General features: G+C 67.0%; 20 protein-coding genes. 15 read left to right on the forward strand and 5 right to left on the reverse strand.

What is annotated here, in order from left to right; genetic code table 11:
* Positions 1–139: 139 nt before the first annotated feature.
* Both CCX87_RS15160 and CCX87_RS15165 read right to left on the reverse strand, forming a co-directional pair.
* Positions 140–1,354, reverse strand: a complete 1,215-nt coding sequence (locus tag CCX87_RS15160; RefSeq protein ID WP_087747547.1) for a porin — start codon at positions 1,352–1,354, stop codon at positions 140–142.
* 350 nt (positions 1,355–1,704) lie between these two features.
* On the reverse strand, positions 1,705–2,805 hold the full coding sequence (locus CCX87_RS15165; RefSeq protein ID WP_087747548.1) for a porin: 1,101 nt from the start codon (positions 2,803–2,805) through the stop codon (positions 1,705–1,707).
* A gap of 484 nt (positions 2,806–3,289) precedes the next feature.
* Between CCX87_RS15165 and coq7 the strand changes: the two genes are divergently transcribed.
* Positions 3,290–3,907 (forward strand): 2-polyprenyl-3-methyl-6-methoxy-1,4-benzoquinone monooxygenase, encoded by a 618-nt coding sequence (coq7, locus tag CCX87_RS15170; protein WP_087747549.1) that lies wholly within the window; start codon positions 3,290–3,292, stop codon positions 3,905–3,907.
* Between the two features lie 31 nt (positions 3,908–3,938).
* On the opposite strand, the gene CCX87_RS15175 is transcribed toward coq7, so the two are convergent.
* On the reverse strand, positions 3,939–4,388 hold the full coding sequence (locus CCX87_RS15175; RefSeq protein WP_087748388.1) for an OsmC family protein: 450 nt from the start codon (positions 4,386–4,388) through the stop codon (positions 3,939–3,941).
* Positions 4,389–4,756: 368 nt separating this feature from the next.
* Here CCX87_RS15175 and ilvA point away from each other — a divergent pair, with 368 nt between their 5' ends.
* The 3 genes from ilvA to CCX87_RS15190 all read left to right on the forward strand — a co-directional run bounded on the left by ilvA (position 4,757) and on the right by CCX87_RS15190 (position 7,774).
* Positions 4,757–6,316: a threonine ammonia-lyase, biosynthetic gene (ilvA, locus tag CCX87_RS15180; protein WP_087747550.1), complete on the forward strand. Its 1,560-nt coding sequence runs from the start codon at positions 4,757–4,759 to the stop codon at positions 6,314–6,316.
* 76 nt (positions 6,317–6,392) lie between these two features.
* Positions 6,393–7,199: an adenosylcobinamide-GDP ribazoletransferase gene (locus tag CCX87_RS15185; RefSeq protein WP_087747551.1), complete on the forward strand. Its 807-nt coding sequence runs from the start codon at positions 6,393–6,395 to the stop codon at positions 7,197–7,199.
* A complete protein-coding gene (locus CCX87_RS15190) occupies positions 7,196–7,774 on the forward strand; it encodes a histidine phosphatase family protein (protein WP_087747552.1) in 579 nt (192 codons plus the stop codon). Before CCX87_RS15185 ends, CCX87_RS15190 begins: the two co-directional genes overlap by 4 nt.
* A 25-nt stretch (positions 7,775–7,799) precedes the next feature.
* Here the strand turns inward: CCX87_RS15190 and CCX87_RS15195 are convergent, their stop codons facing one another.
* The gene (locus tag CCX87_RS15195; protein WP_087747553.1) at positions 7,800–8,252 is read right to left on the reverse strand and encodes a type II secretion system protein N; all 453 of its coding nucleotides are present in this window, start codon (positions 8,250–8,252) and stop codon (positions 7,800–7,802) included.
* Positions 8,253–8,299: 47 nt separating this feature from the next.
* Here CCX87_RS15195 and gspG point away from each other — a divergent pair, with 47 nt between their 5' ends.
* The 10 genes from gspG (at position 8,300) to CCX87_RS15245 (ending at position 18,027) form a co-directional block, all read left to right on the forward strand.
* Positions 8,300–8,764 (forward strand): type II secretion system major pseudopilin GspG, encoded by a 465-nt coding sequence (gene gspG / locus CCX87_RS15200; protein ID WP_369825325.1) that lies wholly within the window; start codon positions 8,300–8,302, stop codon positions 8,762–8,764.
* A 172-nt stretch (positions 8,765–8,936) separates the two neighbouring features.
* Positions 8,937–9,320, forward strand: coding sequence for a type II secretion system protein GspH (locus tag CCX87_RS15205; RefSeq protein ID WP_369825326.1), 384 nt, complete (start codon positions 8,937–8,939; stop codon positions 9,318–9,320).
* Positions 9,317–9,676 carry a type II secretion system minor pseudopilin GspI gene (gene gspI / locus CCX87_RS15210; protein WP_087747555.1) on the forward strand — a complete coding sequence of 120 codons (360 nt, stop codon included), beginning with the start codon at positions 9,317–9,319 and terminating at the stop codon, positions 9,674–9,676. Before CCX87_RS15205 ends, gspI begins: the two co-directional genes overlap by 4 nt.
* A gap of 1 nt (position 9,677) precedes the next feature.
* Positions 9,678–10,619: a PulJ/GspJ family protein gene (locus CCX87_RS15215; protein WP_442857473.1), complete on the forward strand. Its 942-nt coding sequence runs from the start codon at positions 9,678–9,680 to the stop codon at positions 10,617–10,619.
* Positions 10,616–11,623, forward strand: a complete 1,008-nt coding sequence (gene gspK, locus CCX87_RS15220; RefSeq protein WP_198314723.1) for a type II secretion system minor pseudopilin GspK — start codon at positions 10,616–10,618, stop codon at positions 11,621–11,623. The genes CCX87_RS15215 and gspK overlap by 4 nt, the downstream gene beginning before the upstream one ends.
* A 59-nt stretch (positions 11,624–11,682) precedes the next feature.
* Entirely contained in the window at positions 11,683–12,939 is a 1,257-nt protein-coding gene (gspL, locus tag CCX87_RS15225; RefSeq protein ID WP_087747556.1) for a type II secretion system protein GspL, read from the forward strand.
* Complete coding sequence (gene gspM, locus CCX87_RS15230) at positions 12,936–13,481, forward strand: type II secretion system protein GspM (RefSeq protein ID WP_087747557.1); 546 nt, start codon at positions 12,936–12,938, stop codon at positions 13,479–13,481. Before gspL ends, gspM begins: the two co-directional genes overlap by 4 nt.
* Before the next feature lie 27 nt (positions 13,482–13,508).
* Positions 13,509–14,324: a type II secretion system protein N gene (gene gspN / locus CCX87_RS15235; protein WP_087748395.1), complete on the forward strand. Its 816-nt coding sequence runs from the start codon at positions 13,509–13,511 to the stop codon at positions 14,322–14,324.
* Positions 14,325–14,328: 4 nt separating this feature from the next.
* The gene (gene gspD, locus CCX87_RS15240; RefSeq protein ID WP_087747558.1) at positions 14,329–16,626 is read left to right on the forward strand and encodes a type II secretion system secretin GspD; all 2,298 of its coding nucleotides are present in this window, start codon (positions 14,329–14,331) and stop codon (positions 16,624–16,626) included.
* A 12-nt stretch (positions 16,627–16,638) separates the two neighbouring features.
* Positions 16,639–18,027, forward strand: a complete 1,389-nt coding sequence (locus CCX87_RS15245) for a GspE/PulE family protein (RefSeq protein ID WP_087747559.1) — start codon at positions 16,639–16,641, stop codon at positions 18,025–18,027.
* A gap of 215 nt (positions 18,028–18,242) precedes the next feature.
* On the opposite strand, the gene CCX87_RS15250 is transcribed toward CCX87_RS15245, so the two are convergent.
* Positions 18,243–19,910, reverse strand: coding sequence for a methyl-accepting chemotaxis protein (locus tag CCX87_RS15250; protein ID WP_087747560.1), 1,668 nt, complete (start codon positions 19,908–19,910; stop codon positions 18,243–18,245).
* 352 nt (positions 19,911–20,262) lie between these two features.
* On the opposite strand from CCX87_RS15250, the gene CCX87_RS15255 reads away from it, so the two are divergent.
* The gene (locus tag CCX87_RS15255) at positions 20,263–21,906 is read left to right on the forward strand and encodes a methyl-accepting chemotaxis protein (RefSeq protein WP_087747561.1); all 1,644 of its coding nucleotides are present in this window, start codon (positions 20,263–20,265) and stop codon (positions 21,904–21,906) included.
* Positions 21,907–21,951 lie beyond the last annotated feature (45 nt).

The raw sequence follows: 21,951 nt of genomic DNA on the forward strand, positions 1-21,951 counted from the left end.
AGAGGGCGCCAACTGCAATGCGCCTGAAGTTGCTCTTGCAATAAAGAAAAAAACCGGATCGCTATCGCTAGCAATCCGGTTTTCCCTTGGAAACCTGCGCTGCTCCGTTGCCGGAGCAGCGCTTTCCCCCACCAGTGATTTAGAAGCGGTGACGAATACCAGCAGTGATACCGGTACGGCTGCGGGCGCCGCTCGCTGCGTCGAGCACAAGCTGAGCGCCTCCGCTGATGCTGGTATGGTCTACGCCAAAGTAGGCGTCGGTGCGCTTGCTGAAAGCGTAGTCCGCCACGGCGACATAGAAGTTGACGTTGCCATTGGACGTGCCGTTGACCGAGCCTGATTGCTTGCCGCGGAAGTAATGCGCACCCAGGTTCAGTTGAGGCGTCAGCTGGTAGCCCACGCCCACCTTGAACAGTTGGCGCTTGTCGGCATCACCCGGCTGGAAGCCGCCATTGGTCTGACCCGCCCAGAATGGGCCCAGGAGTGCTCGGTCTACGTTGTTACGGAAACCCTGAACGGTGCTGGTCACCGCAGCGTATTTCGCCTTGTTCAGGCCGTAGCCGGTGTTGAAGTACCAAGGGCCGGTGCGGTACGAACCGCCCAGGGTCCATGCATCGACATCGGTGCCACCAGGCAGCGTAGTGCGCATGTAACCCCCACCCACTGCGAAGCCATTGGCGGCGTAGCGCAGATAGCCGCCAGCCGTCTGCCATGCGCCGCCACCCAGCGTACTGCCCACATAGGCAGGCACCTGCGCTGCAGAAGCAGGCAACCCCGCTTCCAGTGCCTTGGTGTCGTTATTCTCGTCAAACGAGTATTGCAGCGAACCCACGAAACTGCGGTCTGGCGTTGCGAAGGTGTACTTGAGCATATTGCTGGTGAGTGCTCCCATGGCCATGCCCAGCTCAGGCTTGTAGGCCTCCATATACGGAGAATAGGGGAACGAAGCGTAAGTGCTGGTCACCACGTCGAACAGCACATTCCACTGGCGCCCAGCGGTCAGGCGGCCATAGGGGCCTTGCAACCCCACATAGGACAACTGGGAGAAGGGAGTGGAAACACTGCCGTCATCTGCATTCAAATGATTTTCCAAAACAACCAGGGCCTTGGAACCACCGCCCAGATCTTCGTCCACGTTGATACCCCAGCGGCTTTGCGACATGCCGCCACCCATCATCTTCGACAGGCTGTCTTTACTAGCACCTTCGTTATTGGTATGGCGATAGGCCACATCAACAATGCCCCATAACTGCACGCTGCTCGTCGGTGCGCTGGCGGTCTGTGCGCAAGCAAAGCTTGAAGCCAAGGCAACGGCTCCGAAGGCGAACAACTTCGTGATATCGGTTTTTTTCATAGATCGGGTCTCTTTCCGTGGTTGGTTGGGTGCCGGTCCAGTTTAGTAAAGGCACGCTCGTGCGTAAGCGTTTGTTGCGTATTGCTTACACAGGCTTTCCCTAATAGAACGACCGTTCACTTATCAAAACCACCGCGCCATCACGACTTTCCAGGGCACGAACACCCGCCCTCCAGCCGCAACCTTTTGCAGAAAAGCCTGGCCCAAGAAAGCCCTGCCAGCGGTCAAACCGAATGGCGACAAGACCGCGCATTGTTCAAAAAGAGGTGCCAAATGCGAAAAAGCCACCCGTCTTGCGACGGGTGGCTTGAGGTCACTTCTGTGAATGCTGGCGCAAGGCCAGCACGTCATCAGAAGGAGTGACGGATACCGACTTGCACGCCGGTCTGGCTGTCACCAGCGCGGGCATCAATGGTACCCAGGCCCTTGGCAGACAGATTCAGTTTCGAGGCGTCCTTGTTGTCCATGTATGCCACGGTGCCGTACACAGCGGTACGCTTGGACAGGTTGTGGACATAGCCCAGGCTGATCTGGTGGGCCTTGGAGTCGATGGCCTTCTGGTCGTACAGAGCATACTGCAGCTTGACTTCGCCAGCGCCCACTGGAGCGGATACGCCCAGCATGTAGGCGTTAACCTTGAGCTTGGCGGCGCCGGGGACATCATCCTCGGTCTGTTGCAGGATGGCGTTCAGCTTGACAACATTCAGGTCGTACGAACCGCCCAAGGTCAGACGATTGCGGTCAGCACCATTGACGGCAGTAGCACCGGAGCCCAGGGTCAGGGCGCTGCTCTCGTCATAAGACAGGGCAACACTCAAAGGGCCGTTGTCATAGGCAACATAACCACCAACGTAACGACCCTTCTTCGAGTTCGTCGTGTCAGCCTTTTCGTCGAAGCCATAACCAAGACCGGCAGTGAAGCCGCTGAAGTTGGGGGTGTAGTAGCTGATCATGTTGCTCGAACGGATGCCGTTGGCATCGTTGTTGTTGTTAGCCGTGGTTTGGTTGTTGCCATTCCAGTCGCTCCAGCCCATGAATTGGCCGATGCCGACCTGGCCGAACAGGTCGTAGGAGATGAACTTGGAGTAGCCAGGGGTCAGGTCACGGCCCAGGCGCACTTCACCGAAACCACCAGCCAGGCTGACCGTGGAACGACGCTTGAAATTGAAGCCAGAAGCATTGCCGTCGTCACCGAAGATTTCGCCTTCCAGCCAGAAGCCAGCCTTCAGGCCGCCACCCAGGTCTTCCACGCCACGGAAGCCCAGACGGCTGGTAGCGTTGCCGCTGGTGCCAATGCCATACTTGCTGTCAGTGTTGGTGCCAGCAGCGTTGGAAACGCCGTCGAGGTAGCTGACGTTGGTATCAACAATACCAAACAGGGTCACGGAAGATTGGGCCATTGCGGCGCCGGAAGCGGCCAGCACAGCCAGGGCAATCAGGGATTTTTTCATTGCGAGTTACTCCAAGGTTAAACATGGGCACCGGTTCGGAGGTCTTGAGCGCAGCTACTGCGCAGTCCTACCGGTTCCCCGGGCCAACCTCCTGGTGGGGAAGTTGCGGTTATTTCACCAGACGGGGCGCGGTTGCGCAAAGGAAATCGGCACGCAGGGTCAATTTCGTTGCGGCGCTGCAACATTGCAACCACACACCCATGCAGGCCTGCGGACGATGACACCGGCTTGGCGGCCCCAGTGCAGACAACAATGCCGCGCTACGCGGGGCATCTCGTGTCAACACGGCTGAATTTGCGGCAAATTACCTTGAAACTAGCTTTCTTGTCTGTAACAAGTTCCGTTCTCCTTCCAACCTTCGCACAATGCACCCATGGGGAAGTCGCATCATTCCTTCCATTTGCCACAATGCAGAACAACGCGGCAGGTTTATGCATGCATCTTCCGTGCCAAACCGAGCCAATCCTTCCAGAGAAAATCAGCCATGGACTCATTACTTTGCGCCGCAGACACCGCGCTGCGCACCCTGTTTGCAAAACCCCACGCCATGGAGGCATCTCCGGCGGCGCCCTTTGCCGAGACAGCGCTCGACCCGGCCCAAAAGCGCCTGTCCGGCGCACTGATGCGGGTGAACCATGTGGGCGAGGTCTGCGCGCAAGCCCTTTACACGGCGCAGGCCGCCGTCACGCGTGACGCCCAATTGCGCCGCCACCTGCTAGAAGCAGCCCGCGAGGAAACCGACCACCTGGCCTGGACGCAGCAGCGGCTGGACGCCCTGGGCGCCCGGCCCAGCCTGCTCAACCCGCTGTGGTTTGCGGGCGCGTTTGCACTCGGCGTGGTGGCCGCCAAGGTGAGCGACCGCGTGAGCCTGGGGTTTGTGGTGGAAACCGAAAACCAGGTGTCCGAGCACCTGCAGGGCCACCTGGACAAGCTGCCGCCGGACGACCTGGCCTCGCGCGCTGTGGTCAGCCGCATGAAGGACGATGAAGAGCGCCACGCAGCCAGCGCGCGCGATGCCGGCGCCGTGGCCCTGCCCGCACCCGCCCGCCTGATGATGAAAATGGCCGCCAAGGTCATGACGACCACGGCGCATTACGTCTGAACCGGCGCGGCCACAGCGCTGGCTTACGATCTCAAGCCTCGACGATCTCGAAGCCCGTGGTGATGTTTGCCGTCTTGCCCAGCATGATGCTGGCCGAGCAGTATTTTTCGTGGCTCATGGCAATGGCGCGCTCCACAGCCCCGTGCGTCAACCCCTTGCCCGTCACGGTGAAATGCATATGGATGGCGGTGAACACCTTGGGGTCCACCTCGGCCCGCTGCGAGGTGAGCTTGACGCTGCACCCGCGCACATCATGGCGCCCGCGCTTGAGGATCAGCACCACGTCATAGGCGGTGCAGCCGCCGGTGCCGGCCAGCACGGTTTCCATAGGCCGGGGCGCCAAGTTTTGCCCCCCATTGGCGGGGTTGGCGGCATCGGGGGCGCCGTCCATGGCCAGGATATGGCCGCTGCCCGTTTCGGCCACAAAGCCCATTCCCGACCGCGTTCCGGCGCCGCCGGTCCAGCTGACTGTGCATTCCATGTCTGTCACTCCTTGTTGGTGCGTGGTTTTTTTGACGAAATGGGCATGCCATTTCAACAATTTGCGGTGGATTTTGCTGCATTGCAGCACCCATCGCGCTAAGATACCGCCATGCGTTGCCCTTTTGAGAAGAAAGGGTTGGTAGCCGAAAGGTCACCAACAGCCGCAATGCACTGATTGTCTCCTCCATCTCCTCAAAGGATGGATTCAGCCCTGGGCTTTACCGCCTGGGGCTTTTTTTTGCCTGCGCCGCGCTGCCGGTGCGGCCCGCCCTGCCCCAACGACACCCCCGTCGCCGGGCCTTCAGGCGATGCGCCTATGATGGACGCCCCGCCACCCTCGCTGCGGCGGCGCACCTTCTGCCTCACATGACCCAGCATCTCACCCCTTTCGATTACCTGAAAAAGATCCTGACCGCCCGCGTCTATGACGTGGCCGTTGAGTCGGCCCTGGAGCCCGCCAAAAACCTCAGCCGCCGCCTGCACAACAAGGTGCTTTTGAAGCGCGAGGACCAGCAGCCCGTCTTCAGCTTCAAGCTGCGCGGCGCCTACAACAAAATGGCCCACCTCTCGCCCGAGCAGTTGCAAAAAGGGGTGATCTGCGCCTCGGCCGGCAACCACGCGCAGGGCGTGGCCATGAGCGCACGCAAGCTGGGCACGCGCGCGGTGGTGGTGATGCCCACCACCACGCCCCAGCTCAAGATCGACGCCGTGCAGGCGCTGGGCGGCGAGGTGGTGCTGGCGGGCGACAGCTATTCCGATGCCTACGACCACTCGGTGCGGCTGCAAAAAGAACAAGGGCTGACCTTTGTGCACCCCTTTGACGACCCCGACGTGATCGCGGGCCAGGGCACGATTGCCATGGAAATCCTGAGCCAGCTGCAAAAACTGGGCAGCAACCAGCTGGATGCCGTGTTCGTGGCGATTGGCGGCGGTGGCCTGGTGGCGGGCGTGGCCAACTACATCAAGGCCGTGCGGCCCGAGATCAAGGTGATTGGCGTGCAGATGAACGACTCGGACGCGATGATCCAGTCAATCAACGCGCACGAGCGCGTCACGCTGGCCGACGTGGGCCTGTTCTCCGACGGCACCGCCGTCAAGCTGGTGGGCGAAGAAACCTTTCGCGTGGCGCAGGGCCTGGTGGATGACTACATCACAGTGGACACCGATGCCGTGTGCGCTGCCATCAAGGACATCTTTGTGGACACGCGCAGCATCGTCGAGCCCGCTGGGGCCCTTGCCGTGGCGGCCATCAAGCAATATGTCGCCAAAAACAAGACCCGGGGCGAGACCTACGCCGCCATTTTGTGCGGCGCCAACATGAACTTCGACCGCCTGCGCTTCGTGGCCGAGCGCGCCGAGGTGGGCGAGGAGCGCGAGGCGTTGCTGGCGGTGACCATTCCCGAAGAACGCGGCAGCTTCCGGCGCTTTTGCGAGGTGGTGGGCGGCCTGCCCGGCGGCCCGCGCAATGTGACCGAGTTCAACTACCGCATCAGCGACGCCACGCGCGCCCATGTGTTCGTGGGCCTGACCACGCACGGCAAGGGCGAATCGGAAAAAATCACCAGGAACTTCGAGCGCCACGGCTTCGAGTCGCTCGACCTGACGCACGACGAGCTGGCCAAGGAACACCTGCGCCACCTGGTGGGCGGCCATTCGGCACTGGCGCAAGACGAGCGCCTGCTGCGCTTTGTGTTCCCCGAGCGGCCCGGTGCGCTGCTCAAGTTTCTGAGCCTGATGCAGCCGACCTGGAACATCAGCCTGTTCCACTACCGCAACCAGGGCGCCGACTATGGGCGCATCCTCGTGGGCCTGCAGGTGCCGCCCGAGGACGCCGCGGCGTTCGACGCCTTTCTGGCCACGCTGGGCTACCCCTGCGTGGAAGAAACGCTGAACCCGGCCTACCGGTTGTTCTTGCGCGCAAAATAATGGTCAAAACAGCCTCTAGCGCTTATTTATCAAGCGCCAGCAGCTATTATTTTTGACATTGCCACAACCTCTCCCCATGCAAGCCCTGCGCCACTACCTACTGGCCGTGCAGTTTTTTACCCGCATTCCCGTCACGGGGCAGCTGGCCGACTGGGTGGGCTACAGCCCGGCCATGCTGCGCGCCAGTGCCGCGCATTTTCCGGGCATAGGCTGGCTGGCAGCGGCGCTGTCGGCGGGCGTTTATGCCGCGCTGCATTGGGCCCTGGCGCCCAACCCGCTGGCCCCCGCCGTGGCGGCGGTGTTTTGCACCATTGCCACGGTGCTGATGACCGGGGGCTTTCACGAGGACGGCCTGGCCGATGTGGCCGACGGGCTGGGCGGCAGCTACGAGCGCGAGCGGGCGCTCGACATCATGAAAGACTCGCGCATTGGCGCCTTTGGGGCCATGGCGCTGGTGCTGGCGCTGCTGGCCAAGGTCAGCCTGCTGGCGCTGCTGGGGGCCCACAGCCTGCAGGCCGCTTTGGCTGCGCTGGTGGGCGGGCATGTGCTGTCGCGGCTGTGGCCGCTGCTCATCGTGCGCAGCCTGCCCCATGTGGGCGACACCGCCCAATCCAAAAGCAAGCCGCTGGCCGACCAGATCACCGGCGCGGCGCTGGTTGCTGCTGTTTTGTGGTGTTTTGTGCCAATAGCGCTTGTATGGCAAGCGCAGTCAGCTCTGTTTTTAATAGCATCCGCAGGCTGCAGCGGCCTGGCCGCCGCCTGGATGGGCCGCTGGTTTGCGCGGCGCCTGCAGGGCTTTACCGGTGACTGCCTGGGCGCCACGCAGCAGGTCAGCGAAATCGGCTTTTACCTGGGCGCGGCGCTGGCCCTGCGCTGGGCATGAGCCCTACCCCCCCCGCCCGCCTGTGGCTGGTGCGCCACGCCCAGCCCCTGGTGGCCGCCGGCACCTGCTACGGCGCGCTGGATGTGCCCGCCGATGCGGCCGCCACGCAGGCAGCCGCCCGGCGTTTGGCGCAGGCCTTGCCAAAGCGCGTGATCGCGCACCATTCAACGCTACAAAGATGTGAGCTGCTTGCGCTTGCCACACAAGCGCTGCGACACGATTTGACTATCCATCCCGACGCTCGTCTGCGCGAGATGGATTTCGGCACCTGGGAAGGCCGCGCCTGGGACCGCATCGGCCAAAACGCCATCGACGCCTGGACCGCCGACTTTGCGCTGCACCGCCCCGGCGGCGGCGACAACCTGGCCGCGCTGCTGGCCCGCGTGGCAGCCGCCCTGAACGCAGCGCGCCAGCAGGCGCGGGCCGGGAGCGATGTGGTGTGGTTCACCCACGCCGGCGTGGCGCGCTGCGTGGCCTGGCTGCTGGCGCACGGCGAAGCGCGCATGCCCAGGGCCGACGAGTGGCCCGTGCCTGCCCCGGCCTGGGGCGAATGGGAAATTCACAGCCTGCAGTAACGCCGTGCACCGGCGCACCCCGGCCTCAGTTTTTGGCGGGCATGTCCAGCGTCAGCGTGGCGGGGCCATCCACACTGGCACCCAGCCGGGCCTGGCGCGGGTCCAGCGATTGCAGCACCAGCCCCTCGTCCACCGCCGCACCCACCCGGAACGGCTTGGCCGGTTTGCCGTCCACCGCAATCAGCGCCGCACCGCCACCGCTGCTGCGGCCCGCCAACACCCCGATCAGGGCAAACCGGCTGGCCAGCGACGCCACCGGCGCCCGGCCAGCAGCGGCATCGGCGGCTGGCACGCCCAGCAGGCGCGCCATGGCCTGCGCATCGGGCGCCACCGGCGCGGGGGCCACGGCCGGCACCGTCAGCCCCACCGGCCGCGCCGACAGGCGCAGCCCCCAATAGACCACACTGGCGCCCGCCAGGGCCCAGAGAGCCAGAGTCCCCAGGCGCACGCCCCATTTGCTGTGTGAATTGGTCATCATCAGAGGATTATGATTCACGCGATCTGACCCTCCCGAGACTGTCTGCCGTGAACCACTCCACCCTCTTCCTCCTGCGCCGCACCCGCCGCAACCTGGCCACGCATGTGGCGCGGGGCTTCACCCTGATCGAGTTGATGGTGGTGCTGGTCATCATCGGCGTGCTGGCCGCGCTGATCGTGCCCAACGTGCTCGACCGCGCCGACGATGCGCGCGCCACCGCAGCCCGCACCGACGTCACCAATGTGATGCAGGCGCTCAAGCTCTACCGCCTGGACAACCAGCGCTACCCCACGGCCGAGCAGGGCCTGCAGGCGCTGGTGGCCAAGCCCACCACCGGCCCCGTGCCGGGCAACTGGAAGCCCTACCTCGAAAAGCTGCCCAACGACCCCTGGGGCCGGCCTTACCAGTACCTGAACCCCGGCATCAAGGGCGAGATCGACGTGATGTCGTTCGGCGCCGACGGCCAGTCGGGCGGCGAAGGCAAGGATGCGGATATCGGCAGCTGGCAGTGACGGCACTGCGCCAACGCAACCCAAGCCCATGAAACTGGCGCGTCCCAGGCCAGGGACGCCGTGGAACTGGCTTTGCCAGGCCACTGGCGTCGTCCCCCTTCCCGCGCGCAGCGCGAGAGAGGGGGGAAGCCGCGCAGCGGCTCAGGGGGGGTTTACTCTCCTAGAGCTGCTGATCGTCATCAGCATCATGGCGCTGGCCACGGCGGGCGTCAGCCTGGCGCTGCGCGACAGCGGGCAGACCCAGCTCGAGCGCGAAGCGGCGCGGCTGGCGGCCCTGCTGGAATCGGGCCGAGCCCAGTCGCGCGGCACGGGCGTGCCGATGCGCTGGCGCGCCGATGCGCAGGGCTTCCGGTTTGACGGTCTGCCCACCAGCACACTCCCCACCCAATGGCTGGATGCCGGCACCACCGTGCGCGGCCCCGCTATCCTGCAACTGGGGCCCGAGCCGCTGATCGGCCCGCAGCAGGTGCTGCTGGTGAACCAGGCCCACCCCGAGCGCGCGCTGCGCGTGGTGACCGATGGCGTCAGGCCCTTCACGGTGGAGCCGCTGCAATGAAGCGCGCGGAGCGCGGCTTCACGCTGGTCGAGGTGCTGGTGGCGCTGGGCATTGTGGCCATCGCCCTCATGGCGGGCCTGCAGGCCACCACCGCGCTGACGCGCAATGCCCAGCGGCAATCGGACATCGTGCTGGCCCAGCTGTGCGCCGAGAACGAACTGGTCAAGGTGCGCCTGTCGCGCCAGATGCCGGGTGTGGGCGACAGCACCCAACCCTGCGAGCAGGCAGGGCGCCGCTTCGACGTGGACGTGATCGTGCGGCCCACGCCGAACCCGAGTTTTCGGCGCGTGGATGCGCAGGTGCTCGATGGCGAGAACTCGGTGCTGCGCCTGTCCACCATCGTGGGCCGGTACTGAGATGGCCCCCACGCTCCCGCACTGCGTGTCGTCGCTGCCCCCCAAGGGGGCACAGCCCGCCTTCGGGCGGCCGGGCGGCGGTACTGAGATGGCCCCCACGCTCCCGCACTGCGTGTCGTCGCTGCCCCCCGAGGGGGCCCAGCCCGCCTTCGGGCGGCCGGGCGGCGGGCTGATGTGGCCCCCACGCTCGCGCACTGCGTGTCGCTCCCTGCCCCCCGAGGGGGCCCAGCCCGCCTTCGGGCGGCCGGGCGGCGGGCTGATCACTCCCACGCCCCCGCCGTGCGGCACGCAGCGCGGCTTCACCCTGATCGAGCTGCTGGTGGGCATTGCCATCATGGCGCTGATGGCCATTTTGGGCTGGCGCGGGCTGGACGGCATGGCGCGGGCGCAGGAGGCCACCCGCCAGCGGGCCGACGAGCTGCTGGTGGTCCAGGCCGCGCTGGGGCAGTGGAGTGTCGATCTGGACGCCCTCCTGGCCTTGCCCCACACCACGCCGCTGCACTGGGATGGCCAGGTGCTGCGCATCACGCGGCGCAGCAGCGCCATGCCCGATGAAGGCGCCCTGGTGGTGGCCTGGACCCGGCGCGACGTGCAGGGCGCCAGCCATTGGCTGCGCTGGCAATCGCCGCCGGTGCGCACCCGTGCGGACTGGCAACAGGCCTGGCATCAGGCGGCCTTGTGGGCCAGCAACCCGGGCGAAGCCGAGCGGCGCCGCGAAGTGCTGCTGCTGCCGCTGGACAACTGGCAGCTCTTTTATTACCGCGGGGGCGCCTGGTCGAACCCGCAGTCCAGCAGCGACGCCACGCCCGGCGATGCCGCCGCCGTGCCCGCCACCGTCCCCGATGGCGTACGCCTGCAGATCACCATCAGCCCCGGCCAGGCCCTGGCCGGGCAGATCACGCGCGACTGGGTCAACCCCTTGCTCGGCGGGGGCAAGTCATGACCCACCGCACCCCCTCTTGCAAAAACATCGCAGGCCTTGCGCGCCAACGCGGTGCTGCTTTGCTCGCGGCCATGCTGACCGTGACGCTGGTGGCTACCTTTGCCGCCGCCGCGCTGTGGCAGCAGTGGCGCGCGGTCGAGGTCGAGACGGCCGAGCGCGCCCGGCTGCAATCGGCCTGGATTCTGGTGGGCGCGCTCGACTGGTCGCGCCTGATCCTGCGCGAAGACGGCATCACCGGCGGCGCCGACCACCTGGCCGAGCCCTGGGCCGTGCCGCTGCAAGAGGCGCGCCTGTCCACCTTTTTGGCGGCCGACCGCAACGTGGCGCAGGTGGACGATGCCAGCACCGACACCACCGATGCCTTTCTGTCCGGGCAGATCACCGACCTGCAGGCCCGGCTGAACCTGACCAACCTGATCGAGGGCGACAAGGTGCAAGCCGGCGCCTTGCGCCAGTTTTCGCGCCTGTTCGCTCGCCTGGGCCTGCCCCCGCAGCAGCTGGACCAGCTGGTGCAGGCGCTGCGCCAGGCCAAGGCCAGCCAGGGCGCCGACAGCAGCGCGCCCCTGCTGCCGCCCACCCTGGCCCAACTGGGCTGGCTGGGCCTGCCGCCCACTACCGTGGCCGTGCTGGCCCCCCATGTCACGCTGCTGCCGGCGCGCACCCCGGTGAACCTGAACACCGCCGATGTGGATGTACTGTCGGCCGCCATCGACGGCCTGGACATGGCGGGCGCGCAAAAGCTCGTGCAGGCCCGGCAGTCGCGCCATTTCCGGGTGCTGACCGATGTCTCCGACCAACTGGGCGCCAGCATTCAGCTGAACGCCGACGACCACGCCATCGCTTCGCGCTACTTCGAGGTGCGCGGGCGATTGCGCCTGGGCACCACCATGGTGGATGAGCGCTCGCTGGTGATGCGCCAGGGCGCCACCGTGACCACGCTGTGGCGCGAACGCGGGGCCTTTGACAGAGAACCCGCGCCCCCTGCGCCCCAAGCAATGCGCTGAGCGCCCTTTGCCGCAGCACTGTCAAGTCTGCCCCCTAAAATGGCCCGCAAACCCCGCCCATGAGCACCCTGATCCTTTTCCTGCCCCTGGCCCCGTCCGGGCCCACCGCCGACTACAGCTACACGCTGACCGCCGACGGCCACACCGCACTTCGCCACGCCAGCGCCCCTGCGGCGCTGCTGCCCGAGCCTGCCCGGCCGGGCGGCGAGGTGGTGGCCGTGGTGCCGGCGCAGGCGCTTTCGTGGCAGCGCGTGCAGTTGCCCAACGGCGTGCCGCTGGGCACCGGCCAGCAAACGTCGCGCCTGCGCTCGGTGCTGGAAGGCCTGCTCGAAGACCTGCTGCTCGACGACCCAGCCCAGCTGCACTTTGCCCTGCAACCGGCGGCCCGCGCGGGCGAACCCGTGTGGGTGGCCGTGTGCGACCGCGCCTGGCTGCGTGAAGCGCTGCAGGCCCTCGAATCTGCAGGCCGGCGCGTATCGCGCGTGGTGCCTGAATTTGCACCGGGCCCCACCGCCAGCGGCCAGCCCGAGCTGTTTGCGCTGGGCACGCCCGAAGAGGCCCACCTGGTGCTGTGCGGCCATGGGGCCGAGCAGGCGGTGACCGTGCTGCCCCTGTCGTCCGTGGCGCTGGGCCTGATCGGCCCGGCCCCCGTAGATGCCGACGAGGCGATGCCCCCGGTGCACGCCGAGCCCGCCGTGGCGGCGCTGGCCGAGCGCACGCTGGGCCGCCCCGTGGTGCTGCACACCGCCAGCCAGCGCGCGCTCGATGCGGCGCGCGGCGACTGGGACCTGGCGCAGTTCGACCTGGCCAGCACTGGGCGCACCCGCGCCCTGCGCAAGGCCGGCAGCGCCGCCAGCGCCTTTTTGTATGCGCCGCAGTGGCGCGCGGCACGCTGGGGCGCAGGCCTGCTGGCCGCTGCCCACCTCGTCGGCCTGAACGCCTGGGCCTGGCAGGAGCGCGATGCACTCGCCGCCAAGCAGGCCGCGGTGCGCAACGCGCTCACCCAGACCTTCCCCAAGGTGCAGGTGGTGGTGGACGCCCCGGTGCAGATGGAGCGCGAACTGGCCGTGCTGCGCCAGGCCGCCGGCAGCGTGTCGCCGCGCGACCTGGAACCCCTGCTCGCGGCGGCAGGCGCCGCCCTGCCCGCAGACCAGTTGCCCAATGCATTGGAATACACCGCCGGCGAGCTGCGCCTGCGCGGCATCACGCTGGCGCCCGAGGAGCAAACGGCCGCGTTCACCCGGCTGCAGGCTGCGGGCTACAGCGCCCGCCTGGACGACGGCAGCCTGTTGCTGCGCGCAGAGGTGACGCCATGAACGCCCCCACCATGAACCTCTCCTTGCCAGCGCGCTGGAAGGCCCTGGCCCCGCGCGAGCAAAACCTGGTCCTGGCCGCGGGCAGCGTGGTGGTCCTGGCGCTGCTGTGGTGGGTGGCCCTGGCTCCGGCCCTGAACACGCTGCGCACGGCCCCGGCGCGCCATGCGGCCCTGGATGCCCAGTTGCAGCGCATGCACAGCCTGCAGGCCGAAGCCCTGCAACTGCAGGCCGCACCGCGCAGCGCCCCGGGCGATGCCGTGGCCAGCCTGCGCAGCGCGCTGACCCAGCGCCTGGGCGCCACCGCCCAGCTCAGCCTGGCGGGCGACCGTGCCACCATCACACTCAAGGGCGCGCCCGCCGACGCACTGGCCCAATGGCTGGCCCAGGCGCGCAGCAATGCGCTGGCGGTGCCGGTAGAAGCCCGCCTCACGCGCAGCCCGGCGGCTGCGGCCCCCGCGCCGCCTGCCACCCTCGGCAATGCGCCCGCTGCGGCCGCACCGCGCTGGGATGGCAGCCTGGTGCTGGCCCTGCCCGCCCGCTGACCGGCAGCCCTTTCCGTGCTGCGCAACATGCCTTCCCCCTCGCGTTCCAGCGCCCGGCGCACTGTCACGGCGGCACCGCGTGCGCCCTGGGGCTGGGCTGCCGCCGGGTTGCTGGTGGGCGTGCTGCCGGCGTTGGTCGCCTTTGCGCCGGCACAGTGGCTGGCGCAGGCGGTGGACGGCGCCAGCGGCGGGCAAGTGCTGCTGGTACAGGCGCGTGGCACCGTGTGGACCGGCTCGGCCCAGCTGGTGCTGACCGGCGGCGGCGCCAGCCAGGACCGCGCAGCGCTGCCCGGGCGCCTGGAATGGCGCTTGCGTCCCACCCTGCGCGGCCTGCGCGCCCAGGTGCACGCCGCCTGCTGCATGCCGGCACCGTTGCAGGCCCGCGTGGATGCCCGCTGGGGCGGCATGCGGCTGGCGCTGGCCGATGGCCAGGGCCAGTTTCCTGCCGGCCTGCTGACCGGACTGGGAACGCCGTGGAACACCCTGCAGCCCGAGGGCCAACTGGCCGTGCAGACCCGGGGCCTGGAAGCGGTGTGGACTTCAGGCCGCCTGGCACTGACGGGCATGGCCCAGCTCGATGCGCGGGCCATGTCCTCGCGCCTGTCCACCCTGCGCCCCATGGGCAGCTACCGGCTCGTGCTGCAGGGCGGCGAATTGCCCACGCTCACGCTGAGCACGCTCGACGGCGACCTGCGGCTGAGCGGCAGCGGCCAATGGGTGGGCCAGCGCCTGCGTTTTACGGGCGAGGCCAGCGCCACGCCCGAACGCGAAGCGGCCCTGGCCAATCTCCTGAACATCATCGGACGGCGCAATGGCGCGCGCTCCATCATCACCGTGGGTTGACCCTATGACTTCCAATCTTTCGCCAGAATGGCGATTTGCTATTAATAAAATAGCTACATGCGCTTTACTGGCAAGCCTTAGCGGTCAAATTCATGCACAAACAGCCATCGGAACCGGCACCAGCAGCGTGCGCCCGGGCGAGCCCGTCACGCTGAACTTCGCCAATGCCGAGATCGAGGCCGTGGCCCGCACCATGGCCACCATCACCGGCCGCAACGTGGTGGTGGACCCGCGTGTCAAAGGCCAGCTCACCCTGATCACCGAGCGGGCCGTGACGCCCGCAGCAGCCTTCCAGCAGTTCCTGGCCGCGCTGCGGCTGCAGGGCTTCACGGTGGTCGAGTCCGCCGGCCTGTACAAGGTGGTGCCCGAAGCCGATGCCAAGCTGCAGGGCGGCAGCGTGAGCGTGTGGCAAGGCGGCGCCGCGGGCCCCGGCGGCGGGCAGATCGTCACGCAGATCTTCAAGCTCAATTACGAAAACGCGGCCAACCTGGTGCCGGTGCTGCGCCCGCTGATCAGCCCCAACAACACCATCAACGTGAACCCCGGTAACAACTCGCTGGTAATCACCGACTATGCCGACAACCTGCAGCGCCTGGCGCGCATCGTGGCGGCCATGGATGTCGCCAATGCCAGCGATGTCGAGATCATCCTGCTCAAAAACGCCGTGGCCACCGACCTGGCCCCGCTGGTGGCGCGGCTCATCGATGGCGGCAGCGCGGCCGCCCCGGCCGCGGCCCAGGGCCAGACCGACACTTCGTTCAAGACCACGCTGCTGGCTGAGCCGCGCAGCAACGCCCTGATCCTGCGCGCCGCCAACCCGGCCCGCGTGGCCCAGGTGCGCGCGCTGGTGGACAAACTCGACCAGCCGCCCGTGCCCGGCAGCAGTGCGGCCAGCGGCAACATCCATGTGGTCTATCTCAAGAATGCCGATGCCACCAAGCTGGCGACCACGCTGCGCGCGGCCATGGCGGCCGCAGGGGGCGGCAGTGGCGCCGCATCGTCGCCATCGTCATCGGTCTCATCGGGCGGCCTTTCAACTTCTGCCAATTCGGGCTTGACCGGCAACACCAGCAGCAACGCCGGGCTCAATGCCGGCGCTTCCAGCGGCCTGGGGATGGACATGGGCATGGGCATGGGCATGGGCTCTGGCAGCAGCACCAGCAGCAACCAACCATCGACCGGCGGCCAGATCCAGGCCGACCCCACGACCAATTCGCTCATCATCACCGCGCCCGAGCCCCAGTACCGGCAGCTGCGCGCGGTGATCGACAAGCTCGACGGCCGGCGCGCGCAGGTGCTGGTGGAAAGCCTGATCGTCGAGGTGTCCACCAACAAGCTGGCCGAGTTCGGCATCCAGTGGCAAAGCGTGATCGGCAACAGGGGCGATGGCGTGGTGGGCGCCATTGGCACCAACTCCAGCACCTCCGGTGCCAACATCATCGGGTTGACGGCGGGCATCCTGCAGGGCGGCACGGCTGCAGCCGCCGCCGCAGCCGGCCTGGGCGGCGGCCTGAATCTGACGCTGGCCCCGCGCGTGAACGGGCAGTATTACCTGGGCGCGCTGGCCAACTTTCTGCAAAACAGTGGCGATGCCAACGTGCTCTCCACCCCCAACCTGATGACGCTGGACAACGAAGAGGCCAAGATCGTCATCGGCAACAACGTGCCTTTCCCTACCGGCTCTTACGCCAACACAGGCGGCAATGCCGGCGCGGTCAACCCCTTCACCACCGTGGAGCGCAAGGACGTGGGCCTGATGCTGCGCGTGCGGCCGCAGATCAACGAAAACGGCACGGTGAAGATGGCGATCTACCAGGAGGTCTCCAAGATCGACTCCGCCACGCTCAAAGACCCCAATGGCCCGACCACCAGCAAGCGCTCCATCGAATCGAACGTGCTGGTGGACGACGGCAGCATCATCGTGCTGGGCGGCCTGCTGGAAGACAGCTACTCACAGGCCGAAGACAAGGTGCCGCTGATAGGCGACATTCCTGTGTTGGGCAACCTGTTTCGCAGCGAGAACCGCTCGCGCAAGAAGACCAACCTGTTGGTGTTCCTGCGCCCTGTGGTGGTGCGCGATGCGGCCGCCAGCGACGCGCTGATGATCGACCGCTACGACTCCATCCGCGCGCTGCAGCAGGCCACGCAGCCTGCGGCCAGCGTCGTGCTGCAGTCCGTCTCCGGCGCCCCGGTGCTGCCTGCGCTGCGCCCTGAAGCCGCTCCGTCCGCACCTGCCGGGCAGCCCCTGACCGCGCCCATGTCCGACCCCGCGCCCGTCAACGCGCCCGTCAACGCGCCCTGAGGCAGGCCCGCGATGCGCCATCCTCTGCCCTACGCCTTTGCGCGCACCGCCCAGTTGCTGCTGGAGGACGACGGCCAGCAGCTTGTGCTGTGGCACGGCCCCCAGCCCAACGCCAGCGCGCTGTCGGAAGTGCTGCGCAAGCACCCGGTGCAACAGCTGCTGCCGATCGATGCCAACAGCCTGGCCCAGCGCATCAGCGCAGCCTATGCGCAGGGCGAATCGAGCGCCGCCACGGTGGTGAGCGAGGTCGAGTCCGATGCCGACCTCTCGCGCATGATGCAGGAGCTGCCGGCGGTCGAAGACCTGCTGGAAACCGCCGACGACGCACCCATCATCCGCATGCTCAACGCCCTGCTCACGCAGGCCGCGCGCGACGGCGCCAGCGACATCCATATCGAGCCCTACGAACGCCACAGCAGCGTGCGCTTTCGCGTGGACGGCAGCCTGCGCGAGGTGGTGCAGCCCAACCGCGCGCTGCACGCCGCCCTGATCTCGCGCCTGAAAATCATGGCCGACCTCGATATTTCAGAAAAGCGCCTGCCGCAGGACGGCCGCATCAGCCTGCGCCTGGGCACCCGCGCCATCGACGTGCGCGTGTCCACCCTGCCCAGCGCCCATGGCGAACGCGCCGTGCTGCGCCTGCTGGACAAGAGCGAAAGCAAGATCAGCCTGGAGGCCGTGGGCATGCAGGGCGACACCTTGCACCGCTTTGAAAGCCTGATCGCCCAGCCGCACGGCATCGTGCTGGTGACCGGGCCCACGGGCTCGGGCAAGACCACCACGCTGTATGCGGCCTTGTCGCGGCTCGATGCCACGCGCAACAACATCATGACGGTGGAAGACCCCATCGAATACGAGCTGCCCGGCGTGGGCCAGACGCAGGTCAACAGCAAGATCGACCTGACGTTTGCCAAGGCCTTGCGCGCCATCCTGCGCCAGGACCCGGACATCATCATGATTGGCGAAATCCGCGACTTCGAGACCGCGCAGATCGCCATCCAGGCCTCGCTCACCGGCCACCTGGTGCTGGCCACGCTGCACACCAACGACGCCGCCAGCGCCGTCACGCGCCTGACCGACATGGGCGTGGAGCCGTTTTTGCTGTCGTCGTCCCTGCTGGGCGTGCTGGCCCAGCGCCTGGTGCGCAAGATTTGCACCCACTGCGCCGGCAAGGGCTGCGATGCCTGCGGCCAAACGGGCTACGCAGGCCGCACCGGCGTGTTCGAGCTGCTGGTCACCAACGATGCCATCCGCGCCCAGATCCACAACCAGGCCTCCGAAGCCGACATCCGCACCGCTGCGCTGGCCCATGGCATGGCACTGATGCGCGACGACGGCGAGCGGCTGATTGCTGCGGGCATCACCAGCCGCGAAGAAGTGCTGCGGGTGACGCGGGACTGACCCCCTGCGCGGCTTCGCCGCTTCCCCCAGCGGGACGCCACCCCTGGCCCGGCCAAGCCGGCTCCACGGTGGCACTGGCTTGAGGGGCGCCGGTTGCTGGCGGCGTGGCGCCACCTTGCACCACGTATCGCCCCACCAGAAGTCCGCCGCCGAAACGCTACATTATCAATAGCTTTCAGCGCTTACTGCATAAGCGCTAGAAGCCAAAAACACCACTATTGAATCTGCAGCGCCGCCTGCGCCTGCCGCACCGCTGCGGGCTGGCGGCCACGGGCTGCAGCCGCAGCGGTTGGCAGGGCACCAGGCAGGATGTCCGTCGCACCACCGTCATGCAGCTTGAACTGGCTGACGGCGCGCGTGAGCTGCAGGGCCTGCTCGCGCAACGATTCCGATGCGGCCGTGGACTGCTCTACCAGGGCCGCGTTCTGCTGCGTCATCTGGTCCAGCTGGGTGACCGACTGGCTGATGTGACCGATGTTGTCGCTTTGTTCGGCGGCCGAGGCGGTGATTTCGTTGATGATGCCCGACACGCGGCGCACGCTGCCCACGATTTCGGTCATGGTCTGGCCCGCCTGGCTCACAAGGCGTGAGCCGTCTTCCACGCGCTCGACCGACGAGCCGATCAGCTCCTTGATCTCCTTGGCCGCCCCGGCGCTGCGCTGGGCCAGGCTGCGCACCTCGCTGGCCACCACGGCAAAGCCACGGCCCTGCTCGCCGGCGCGTGCGGCCTCCACGGCAGCGTTGAGCGCCAGGATATTGGTCTGGAACGCAATGGAATCGATCACGCCCGTGATGTCGGCAATCTTGCGCGAGCTGGTGGTGATCTGGTCCATGGTGCTCACCACCTGCGACACCACGGCACCGCCGCGCGCCGCCACCTCGGCGGCCGACGAGGCAAAGTCGCTGGCCTGGCGCGAGGACTGCGCGCTTTGCTGCACCGTGTTGGTGAGCATTTCCATGGACGAGGCCGCTTCTTCGAGGTTGGCAGCGGTCTGCTCGGTGCGCTGGCTCAGGTCGTGGTTGCCGGTGGCGATCTCGTGGCTGGCGGTGGAGATATTGCCCGCCGCATCCTGCACCTGGTGCACCAGGCCGCGCAGCGACTGCTGCATGCGGCCCATGGCGCCCACCAGCTGGCCCACTTCGTCGTGGTTCAGCGCCTGTTCATCGCGTGACAGGTCGCCGCCGGCAATGCGCTCGGCCAGATCGCGGGCCTGGGCCAGCGAGCGGGTGATGGAACGCACGCTCAGGTAGGTGAGCGGAATCAACACCACCAGCGCCAGCACCAAGGCCACGCCGATCAGGCCAGACATGGTGGCGGCGAGGGTGTCCACACCCTGGCGCGCCTGCTGCATCTGCTCACGGGCCGCAGTGGCCAGCTGGGAGAACAGCTGGTCGGTGGCCTCCATGTGCTTTTTGAGGCGGTCGGCATAGGCGCCGCCGCCGGCACCGTCGATCTGGGCGCGCTCGATCTGGTCGAAGATGGGAACAATGCCGGCCTCATATTGCTTGATCTCGTCGAGCGACTTGTCGATGGCCGCCACAAAGGCCGGATCGCCCGCCTGCACCTGGCGCACGTCGGCCAGGCTCTTGCGCAGCGCCGCCAGCGTCTTGCCCCAGCTTTCGCGCAGCGCCGCCACTTCCACGGTGTTGTTGAAGTTGATGATGATGTCTTTTTCGGCGCGGCGCAGGTCCCCCAGCGAGGTGCGCAGGTCGGACATGTCGGTGAGGGTCTGGACCCGTTGGGAGAACAGGACTTCCAGCGTGCCGCGGGTGCGGTCCAGTGCGATGAACCCCATGCCCCCAATGATCACCAGCAATACGAGTGAAAAGGTCGTTGCGAAATACAGGCGCGTGCGAATGGAAAATCGACCCAGAGCGTTCATGGCTCTTCCTTACAAATTTTGACAAACAACTGGGTTTAGCAACTTTAATGCCACAACCTTGCCCAGCCTTCTGGGCTGGTGCTGGAGGACTATAAATGCCGCCACATTCGCGGCTGCACAGGGTATTCACCGGGCTTGGCACCAGCCCGTTGTGGCGCGGCGGTGCCCGTGCAGCGACAGGGGTTTAAGGGCAATTTGTGACATTTGTAGCAAATAATCAGGGGAAACCCTTGGGCGCTTCGCCGGGATGCGCCGTGCGATACACGCACCCTCAGCCATGGCCGCATGCCGGCGGGGATGGCCAGCCTCCCTGCGAACACCTGAAAAGCCCCGACCCCATTGACGAGCATCCATGTCCGCCCCCCTCTCCTCCCCCAAGCCATCCCAGGGCACCCTGGGCAGGCGACTGCTGACCACTTTCGCCGTGGTGCTGACGCTGACCCTGCTCGGCTCGCTGATCGGCATCTGGTCGCTGCGCCAGATCCAGCAATCCACCGAAACCATGGTGAGCCAGGGCGTGGCCACCGAGCGCCTGGTGGCCGACGCCTACCGCTACCAGGCCATCAACTCCGAGCGCTACAAGGCCATCGCACTGAGCTCGGAGCCCGAGGTGAGCGACATCCTGGGCGCGGACATTGCCGCCACCCAGCAGCTCTATGACGCGCGCATTGCCGATCTGGGCAAACGCCTGCAAGTGGCCGAAGACCGTGCCTTGCTCGACAGCATCGATGCTGCGGGGAAAGACTTCCTGCAAGCCCGCACCGAGCTGGTGGCGGCCCGCGATTCGGGCGTGACAGAACGCATCCGCAAGGTGTACACCGAGCGCTTCCGGCCCTCTTCCGGTGCATTGCTGTCCGCACTGGGCACGCTCACCCAATCGCAGCGCAACGCCATCGATGCCGGCGCACGCGAAGTCGAGCGCCTGGGCGCCGTGGCCCGCACCGCGCTGCTGGCCTTCAGCGCGATGGCGCTGCTGGTGGGCACCGTGCTGGCGCTCTGGCTGGTGCGCAGCATCACGCGCCCGATCGCGCTGGCCGGCACCACGGCCGACCGCGTGGCCGCCCTGGACCTGCGCCACGACATTGCCGGCCATGCAAAAGACGAGGCCGGCCGCATGCTCAACTCGCTGGCGGTGATGCAGCAAGCGCTGCGCACCCTGGTCGCGCAGGTGCGCGGATCAGCGCAGAACCTGAGCGTCGCCGCATCGGAAATCGCCAGCGGCAACACCGACCTGTCCAGCCGCACCGAAGAAACCTCCGCCAGCCTGCAAGAGACCGCGGCGTCGCTGGAGCACCTCACCAGCCGGGTGATGCAGTCCGCGCAGGCCGCGCACGACGCGCAGCATATGGTGGCCACCGCCACCGCGGTGGCACATGAAGGCGGCAGTGTGGTGGCCCAGGTGGAGCGCACCATGGAAGGCATCCACGCGTCGGCCAACAAGATCGTGGCCATCATCGGCGTGATCGACTCCATCGCCTTCCAGACCAACATCCTGGCGCTCAATGCCGCCGTCGAAGCGGCCCATGCGGGCGAACAGGGCCGCGGCTTTGCGGTGGTGGCGGCCGAGGTGCGCAACCTGGCCACGCGCTCGGCCGACGCTGCGCGGGAAATCAAGGCACTGATCCACGAATCGGTCGATCAGGTGAAAGAGGGCACCAGCCTGGCGGGCGTTGCCGGCAGCACCATGCAGCGCATCGTCGGCTCGATCCAGGACGCCGAACGCATGATGGGCGACATCACCGCCGCCACGCAGGACCAGAACCGCGACATCGGCCAGATCAACACCGCCGTGGCGCGGCTGGACCAGATGACCCAGGCCAACGCGGCGCTGGTGGAGCAGTCCATGGCCGCCTCGGCCGGCCTGCGCAGCCAGGCCCACGAGCTGTCCACCCTGATCAGCCAGTTTGTGCTGCCAGGCCAGGACGCGGCATCGGCATCGGCATCGCCCCAGATGGGCCTGGCACATCGGCGCCAAGCGCAGCTGACAACCAGCTAGACCACGCCGGGTCGCAGCCGGCTAACGACCCGGCCCCAGAGGGGC

The sequence above is a fragment of the Acidovorax sp. T1 genome, from assembly GCF_002176815.1.
In the GTDB taxonomy this organism is placed as follows: Bacteria; Pseudomonadota; Gammaproteobacteria; order Burkholderiales; family Burkholderiaceae_C; genus Acidovorax.

Coding starts and splice junctions, on each gene's coding strand:
- CCX87_RS15185 (WP_087747551.1), top strand. CDS start 6,393: ATGCAAGCCCTGCGCCACTACCTACTGGCCGTGCAGTTTTTTACCCGC.
- CCX87_RS15245 (WP_087747559.1), top strand. CDS start 16,639: ATGCGCCATCCTCTGCCCTACGCCTTTGCGCGCACCGCCCAGTTGCTG.
- CCX87_RS15255 (WP_087747561.1), top strand. CDS start 20,263: ATGTCCGCCCCCCTCTCCTCCCCCAAGCCATCCCAGGGCACCCTGGGC.
- CCX87_RS15165 (WP_087747548.1), bottom strand. CDS start 2,805: ATGAAAAAATCCCTGATTGCCCTGGCTGTGCTGGCCGCTTCCGGCGCC.
- gspD (WP_087747558.1), top strand. CDS start 14,329: ATGACTTCCAATCTTTCGCCAGAATGGCGATTTGCTATTAATAAAATA.
- CCX87_RS15195 (WP_087747553.1), bottom strand. CDS start 8,252: ATGATGACCAATTCACACAGCAAATGGGGCGTGCGCCTGGGGACTCTG.
- gspL (WP_087747556.1), top strand. CDS start 11,683: ATGAGCACCCTGATCCTTTTCCTGCCCCTGGCCCCGTCCGGGCCCACC.
- gspI (WP_087747555.1), top strand. CDS start 9,317: ATGAAGCGCGCGGAGCGCGGCTTCACGCTGGTCGAGGTGCTGGTGGCG.
- CCX87_RS15190 (WP_087747552.1), top strand. CDS start 7,196: ATGAGCCCTACCCCCCCCGCCCGCCTGTGGCTGGTGCGCCACGCCCAG.
- ilvA (WP_087747550.1), top strand. CDS start 4,757: ATGACCCAGCATCTCACCCCTTTCGATTACCTGAAAAAGATCCTGACC.
- gspN (WP_087748395.1), top strand. CDS start 13,509: ATGCCTTCCCCCTCGCGTTCCAGCGCCCGGCGCACTGTCACGGCGGCA.
- CCX87_RS15215 (WP_442857473.1), top strand. CDS start 9,678: ATGGCCCCCACGCTCCCGCACTGCGTGTCGTCGCTGCCCCCCAAGGGG.
- CCX87_RS15250 (WP_087747560.1), bottom strand. CDS start 19,910: ATGAACGCTCTGGGTCGATTTTCCATTCGCACGCGCCTGTATTTCGCA.
- CCX87_RS15160 (WP_087747547.1), bottom strand. CDS start 1,354: ATGAAAAAAACCGATATCACGAAGTTGTTCGCCTTCGGAGCCGTTGCC.
- gspK (WP_198314723.1), top strand. CDS start 10,616: ATGACCCACCGCACCCCCTCTTGCAAAAACATCGCAGGCCTTGCGCGC.
- gspM (WP_087747557.1), top strand. CDS start 12,936: ATGAACGCCCCCACCATGAACCTCTCCTTGCCAGCGCGCTGGAAGGCC.
- coq7 (WP_087747549.1), top strand. CDS start 3,290: ATGGACTCATTACTTTGCGCCGCAGACACCGCGCTGCGCACCCTGTTT.
- CCX87_RS15175 (WP_087748388.1), bottom strand. CDS start 4,388: ATGGAATGCACAGTCAGCTGGACCGGCGGCGCCGGAACGCGGTCGGGA.